Below are 6,024 nucleotides of genomic sequence, written 5' to 3' on the forward strand. Positions count from 1 at the left end.
ACCATGCAGTTCTACGACGACCCGGCCGACGTACCGACCGACTTCGGTCCGAGTGCCGTCACGATCGGCAAGTTCGACGGCGTCCACGTCGGCCACCGGGCCGTGATCGCCCACCTCCAGGAAGCCGCGCGTGCGCGTGGCCTCACGTCGACCGTGGTGACGTTCGACCAGCACCCGCTCAACGTGATCGACCCGCAGCGCGTGCCGCCGGCGTTGACGAGCACCGCGCAGCGGCGCGAACTCCTCGAGGACGTCGGCGTCGATGCCACCCTCCTGCTCCGCTTCGACCCGGAGCTGCAGGCCAAGTCCGCCGAGGCCTTCGTGTCGGAGATCCTGGTGGGGACCCTGCACGCGCGTCTGGTGTTCGTCGGGAGTGACTTCCGGTTCGGCGCACGCGGTGCCGGGGACGTCGCCCTGCTCCGGGAACTCGGCGCCCAGCACGGGTTCCTCGTCGAGCTGATCGACGACGTGGGCCTCGTCGACGACGTCCGGCCAGCGGGGGAGCGACGCGTGTCCTCCACCTGGATCCGTGAGCTCCTCGACGAGGGCCGCGTCGCCGAGGCCGCGCGGTTGCTCGGACGTGATCACGCCGTCCGGAGCACGGTCGTGCGGGGCAACCAGCGCGGGCGCGAGATGGGGTACCCCACCGCGAACCTCGACCCGCACTGCGAGGGATTCGTCCCGGCAGACGGCGTGTACGCCGCCCGGGTCGTGCACGACGGCGTGACGTACCCGGCGGCCGTGTCGGTCGGCAACAACCCGACCTTCGAGGGCGTCCCGGAGAAGCAGATCGAGGCGCACCTGCTCGACGTGGACATCGACCTGTACGACGAGACGATCTCGGTGCTCTTCGTCGCCTACGTCCGGGGCATGGTCGCGTTCGGCGGGATGGACGAGCTCGCGGCGCAGATGCGGCAGGACGACCGCGACATCCGGCTGCTGCTCGGGATGCCCGTCTCCGCCTGATCGATGCACCACCGCGCGTCCGGCGGTACCCGAACGCACGGGAGCCCCGTGGCCGGTCGGCCTCGGGGCTCCCGTGCGTCGTCGGTCGCGCGCTCAGCCGCCCAGGGCGTCGAGCCAGATGCGGCGCGCGTCCAACGCCTCGCGGGCGTCCTTGATCCGACGGGCGTCGCCGCTCGCCTCGGCCTCGGCGAGCTCGCCCTCGAGCTTCGCGATGGCGCCTTCGAGCTGACTCGCGAGCCCGGTCTGGCGTGCCTTGCGCTCCGGGTCGGACTGCTTCCAGTGCTGGTCCTCGAGACCACGGACGTGGTCCTCCACCGCGCGGATGCGGTCCTCGACGCGGCGGACGTCGGCGCGCGGGACGCGGCCGATCTCGTCCCAGCGACGCTGGACGTCCGTCAGGGCCTTGCGCGCGGCGGCTCGGTCCCGCATCTGCAGGATCGGCTCGGCCTCGGCGAGCAGCGCCAGCTTCGCCTCGAGGTTCGCCGAGTACTCCTCGTTCTCGGCGGACGCCTCGGCGTGACGCTGCTCGAAGAGGACGTCACCGGCGGCTTTGAAGCGGGCCCAGAGCGCGTCGTCGTGCCGCTTGCCGGCACGCCCCGCGCCCTTCCACTCGTCGAGCAGCTGACGGTAGGCGGGGATCGCGTCCGAACCGCGCGGAGCGAGCGCCTCGGCCTGCTGCACGAGCTGCTGCTTGCGGGCGCGGGCATCACGGTGCTGCGAGTCCAGCTCGGAGTAGAAGGCCCGGCGGTGCTGGTCGACCGTGGAGCGGGCCGTCCGGAACCGCTTCCACAGGTCGTTCGCGTCGTTCTTCGGGATGCGCGGGCCGTCGTGCTGGTGCTGCTGCCACCGCGCGAAGACGTCGTCGAGCTGTGCGGTCACCTGCTTCCACTGCGCCCGGGCGGGGTCGACCGCGGCGAGTGCCTCGGCCTCCTCGACCAGTGCGGTGCGGTACGCGAGCGCTTCGGTGAGGGCCTGCTGCGCCTGTGCGGCCTGCTCCTTGGTGAGGGAGCCGACCTGGTCGGTCAGAGCGCCGATGCGGTCCTCGAGCGCCTTGATGTCGCCGACGACCCGTGCATCGGCCACCAGGCTCCGCAGGTGCTCGACGGTACGGGCGACGTCACCGGCCGACGCGCCGCCCTTGACACGCTGCTCGGCGATCTTCACCTGGCCCTCGAGATCGGCGTACTTCCGGGCGAAGTAGGCGAGGGCTTCGTCTGCGGACGCGTCCGGGTACTCGCCGACGACCCGTTCCGAGTCCTCGTACCGGACGTAGACCGTCCCGCTCTCGTCGACCCTGCCCCAGGTCGTTGCTTCGTCAGATGCCACAGGTCTCGCCTCGATCGTGGTCGTGCATCACCGACGTCGCCGTCGGCACGGTCAGGTCGTCAGCCTATTGCACGGTCGGCCCGTGCGACGGGCGTGCGCGCTTCCGCTGTGGACTACTTCTCCTGGCGGATGGTGGCGCCGGTGATCTCCGTCGCCACCTCGGGCTTCCCGGACCCGTCCGCACCGGCGTCGGCGATGCCCTGGGAGGTCACCTGGGACACGAGGTCGGACAGCCCGCTCGTGACCTTCCCGACGACGGTGTACCCGCCCGTGGAGGGGTCGAGCGTGGTGTCGTCCGTCACGATGAAGAACTGTGTCGTCTGGGACGAGGGCGACGCCCCACGTGCGATGGCGATCGTGCCCGCCGCGTACCGACCGTCGCTCGGCACGTTCTCGAGCGGGCCGTACTGGAACCCGGCGTCCCCCGTGCCGTCCCCGTTCGCCGACCCGCACTGCAGGAAGTGGAAGTCCGCGCTGTCCGCCAGTCGGTGGCACGTCGTGCCGTCGTAGAACCGCTTGCGGATGAGGTCGATCTCGACGCTCGTGGCCTGCGGTGCCGCAGCACCGTCGAGCTCGATGCCGAGGTCGATGTCGTCGTTCAGCGTGAGCGTCCCCGTCCAGGTCGCACCGTCCGCGATGTCCTTGCTCGGCACGTCGCCGGTGTTCCCCGCGGTCGCGCTGGCCGACGGCGTCGGACCGGAGGTCGCGGTGGCGCTGGCCGACGCCTGGGCGCCGTCGGCACCCTCGTTCGACGCGTGCACGAGCTGCGACCCCGTCGCCAGGGCGGCCACGAGGACGAGCGCGCCCGCCCAGACGACGTCGTCGCGCACCCGACGTCGACGCTGACGCTCGTGGAGGCCCTGCCTGGCCTGGTAGAGACGGAGTCGCTCGCGGGCTTCACGGCTCTGGTTCTTCGGTGCCACGGTGCTCTTCTGACCTCTCGTCGCGGTGTCGCCTGCGAGCGTACCGGGTCGTCCGTCGAGGCCGGGGCGGTGCCGTCGGGTGCTGGCCGCGTCGGTGCTGACGCCTACCATCGAGGCATGGCACCAGACCGCTCGGGGATGAACGCGCCGACGACCGGTGGGCGGGCCGGTCTCGCGCAGGGCTCCGTGCCGCTGGCCGTCCGGATGCGTCCGACGAGCCTCGACGAGGTCGCCGGACAACAGCACCTGCTCGGCCGGGGATCGCCGCTCGTGCAGTTGGCGACGGGCACCCGGGAGCACCCGGGCGGGGTGTCGGTGATCCTCTGGGGCCCGCCGGGGACCGGCAAGACAACCCTCGCGCAGGCGATCGCCCGGCAGTCCGGCCGCGAGTTCGTCGAGCTCTCCGCCGTCACCGCCGGCGTCAAGGACGTGCGCGAGGTCATGGAGAAGGCCCTCGCGCACCGTGACCTGTACGGCTCGACGACGGTGCTGTTCCTCGACGAGATCCACCGGTTCAGCAAGGCGCAGCAGGACGCCCTGTTGCCCGGGGTCGAGAACGGCTGGGTCATCCTCATCGCCGCGACGACCGAGAACCCGTCCTTCTCCGTCATCTCGCCGCTCCTGTCCCGCTCGCTCCTGCTCACCCTGAAGCCGCTGACCGACGCCGACCTCGGCATGCTCGTCGACCGCGCGGTGGAGGACGCCCGCGGGCTCGGCGGTGCCGTGGTGCTCGGCGACGAAGCCCGTGCCGCCATCGTCCGGCTCGCCTCGGGGGACGCCCGCCGGGCCCTCACGGCGCTCGAGGCCGCCGCCGCCTCGGCCGTCGCCGCTCAGGACGACGACGAACGCGAGGACGGCACGGCGCCGGTCGTCGACGCCGAGACGGTCGCGGCCGCGGTCGACCGCGCGCTGCTCCGCTACGACCGGGCGGGCGACGAGCACTACGACGTCATCAGCGCCTTCATCAAGTCGGTGCGGGGGAGCGACGTCGACGCCGCGCTGCACTACCTGGCCCGGATGATCGAGGCGGGCGAGGACCCGCGGTTCATCGCCCGCCGGATCATCATCTCGGCGTCGGAGGACATCGGCATGGCCGACCCGCAGGCCCTCCCGATCGCGGTCGCCGCGGCGCAGGCCGTGCAGCTGATCGGGATGCCGGAGGGGCGGATCCCGCTCGCCGAGGCCGTCGTGTACCTCGCGACCGCACCGAAGTCGAACGCGGCGTACACCGCGGTCGACCGGGCGATCGCGGACGTCAGGGCCGGCCGGATGGGCGTCGTGCCGAACCACCTCCGCGACGCGCACTACGCCGGGGCGAAGCGGCTCGGGCACGGCAAGGGCTACGTGTACTCACACGACGCCGAGCACGGGGTCGCGACGCAGCAGTACCTCCCGGACGCCATCGACGGCACGGAGTACTACACGCCGACGGCGAACGGCTTCGAGCGGGAGATCGGTCCGCGGCTGGACCGGCTGCGCGGCATCATCCGGGGCGACTGACCGCCGACGCGCCGACCCGGGGAGGCTGCGCGACCGGCCGTCGTGCTGCTATCGTGGACGGGCCTACGTCCTGGTCCTCGCGTGCGGCTGCGTCGAGGACACAGTGTCGGAGCGACCGGACCATTCGCGTGGACCGGCAGCCCGGCACGGGGGCAGAGGTTCGGACTGTAGCCGTCCGATCCCACAGGCTCATCCCTCTGGATCCCGTCACGGGGTCCGTCGGTGCGTGCGCGCTCCGAGACCCGTGACACCTTCAGTTCAGTACAGAGAAAAGGACCCTGTGTCTACCAAGTCACGCACCCGCAGCAAGACCCGCCTCTCGCGCGCGCTCGGCATCCCGCTGACGCCGAAGGCGGCCCGCTACCTCGAGAAGCGCCCCTACGGGCCCGGTGAGCACGGCCGGACGCGCCGTCGTGCGGACAGCGACTACGCCGTCCGTCTCCGTGAGAAGCAGCGTCTGCGCGCCCAGTACGGCATCCGCGAGAAGCAGCTCCGCATCGTCTTCGAAGAGGCCCGCAAGTCGGCCGGTCTGACCGGTGAGAACCTCGTCGAGCTCCTCGAGACCCGCCTGGACGCCCTCGTGCTCCGCGCCGGTTTCGCCCGGACGACCGCGCAGGCCCGCCAGCTGATCGTGCACCGTCACATCCTCGTCGACGGCAAGCTCGTCGACCGTCCCTCCTTCCGCGTCAAGGAGGGCCAGCTGATCCACGTCAAGCAGCGCTCCGAGTCGCTCGAGCCCTTCCAGGTCGCCGCTGCCGGTGGCCACCAGGAAGTCCTCCCGAAGGTCCCGGGCTACCTGGACGTCGAGATCGACAAGCTCCAGGCCCGCCTGGTCCGTCGCCCGAAGCGCGCCGAGGTCCCCGTGACCTGTGAAGTGCAGCTCGTCGTCGAGTACTACGCAGCCCGCTGACCTCAGCGCCTGTGTGAACGGCGGGTCGTCCTCCTCGGAGGGCGGCCCGCCGTTCTGCGTCCCCGCGCTACGCTTGTCCGACGTGCGCTCCGGCGTACGCGAGAGGGAGGCATCGTGAAGCAGCTGTTCTTCGTCGCCGTCGGCGTGGTCATCGGGTTCCTCGCCGCGCAGCGCGTCAGCCGGACGCCGTCCGCCGCGCACCTCCTCGCACAGGTCGACGCCCGGGCGAAGGCCTTCACGGGGGCGGTGGCCGATGGGTACCGCTCGCGTGAAGCCGAGTTGCGCCCGACCGGCGACACCGCCGCCGACTGACGCAGCACCGGCGACGCGCGCAGGGACCGCCTGCCGCACCCGCCTTCCCGCACCCGCCTTCCCGACCCGACCCGCCCCGCCCCGAGC

6 protein-coding genes are annotated in these 6,024 nt (G+C 71.9%); 4 read left to right on the forward strand and 2 right to left on the reverse strand.

Features of this window, described 5'->3' with window-relative positions:
- The first annotated feature begins 3 nt into the window (after window positions 1-3).
- Window positions 4-966 (forward strand): bifunctional riboflavin kinase/FAD synthetase, encoded by a 963-nt coding sequence (locus DEI91_RS13740; RefSeq protein WP_111052828.1) that lies wholly within the window; start codon window positions 4-6, stop codon window positions 964-966.
- Window positions 967-1,059: 93 nt separating this feature from the next.
- Here DEI91_RS13740 and DEI91_RS13745 read toward each other — a convergent pair whose 3' ends face one another.
- A complete protein-coding gene (locus DEI91_RS13745; RefSeq protein ID WP_111052829.1) occupies window positions 1,060-2,292 on the reverse strand; it encodes a DUF349 domain-containing protein in 1,233 nt (410 codons plus the stop codon).
- 113 nt (window positions 2,293-2,405) lie between these two features.
- The gene (locus DEI91_RS13750) at window positions 2,406-3,215 is read right to left on the reverse strand and encodes a peptidylprolyl isomerase (protein WP_146244303.1); all 810 of its coding nucleotides are present in this window, start codon (window positions 3,213-3,215) and stop codon (window positions 2,406-2,408) included.
- A gap of 138 nt (window positions 3,216-3,353) precedes the next feature.
- Between DEI91_RS13750 and DEI91_RS13755 the strand changes: the two genes are divergently transcribed.
- The 3 genes from DEI91_RS13755 (at window position 3,354) to DEI91_RS13765 (ending at window position 5,937) form a co-directional block, all read left to right on the forward strand.
- Window positions 3,354-4,715 carry a replication-associated recombination protein A gene (locus DEI91_RS13755; RefSeq protein WP_111052831.1) on the forward strand — a complete coding sequence of 454 codons (1,362 nt, stop codon included), beginning with the start codon at window positions 3,354-3,356 and terminating at the stop codon, window positions 4,713-4,715.
- Between the two features lie 280 nt (window positions 4,716-4,995).
- Window positions 4,996-5,625, forward strand: coding sequence for a 30S ribosomal protein S4 (rpsD, locus tag DEI91_RS13760; protein WP_110825077.1), 630 nt, complete (start codon window positions 4,996-4,998; stop codon window positions 5,623-5,625).
- Window positions 5,626-5,739: 114 nt separating this feature from the next.
- Complete coding sequence (locus DEI91_RS13765) at window positions 5,740-5,937, forward strand: hypothetical protein (protein WP_111052832.1); 198 nt, start codon at window positions 5,740-5,742, stop codon at window positions 5,935-5,937.
- Window positions 5,938-6,024 lie beyond the last annotated feature (87 nt).

It is taken from the genome of Curtobacterium sp. MCBD17_032 (assembly GCF_003234855.1).
Classification (GTDB): domain Bacteria; phylum Actinomycetota; class Actinomycetes; order Actinomycetales; family Microbacteriaceae; genus Curtobacterium.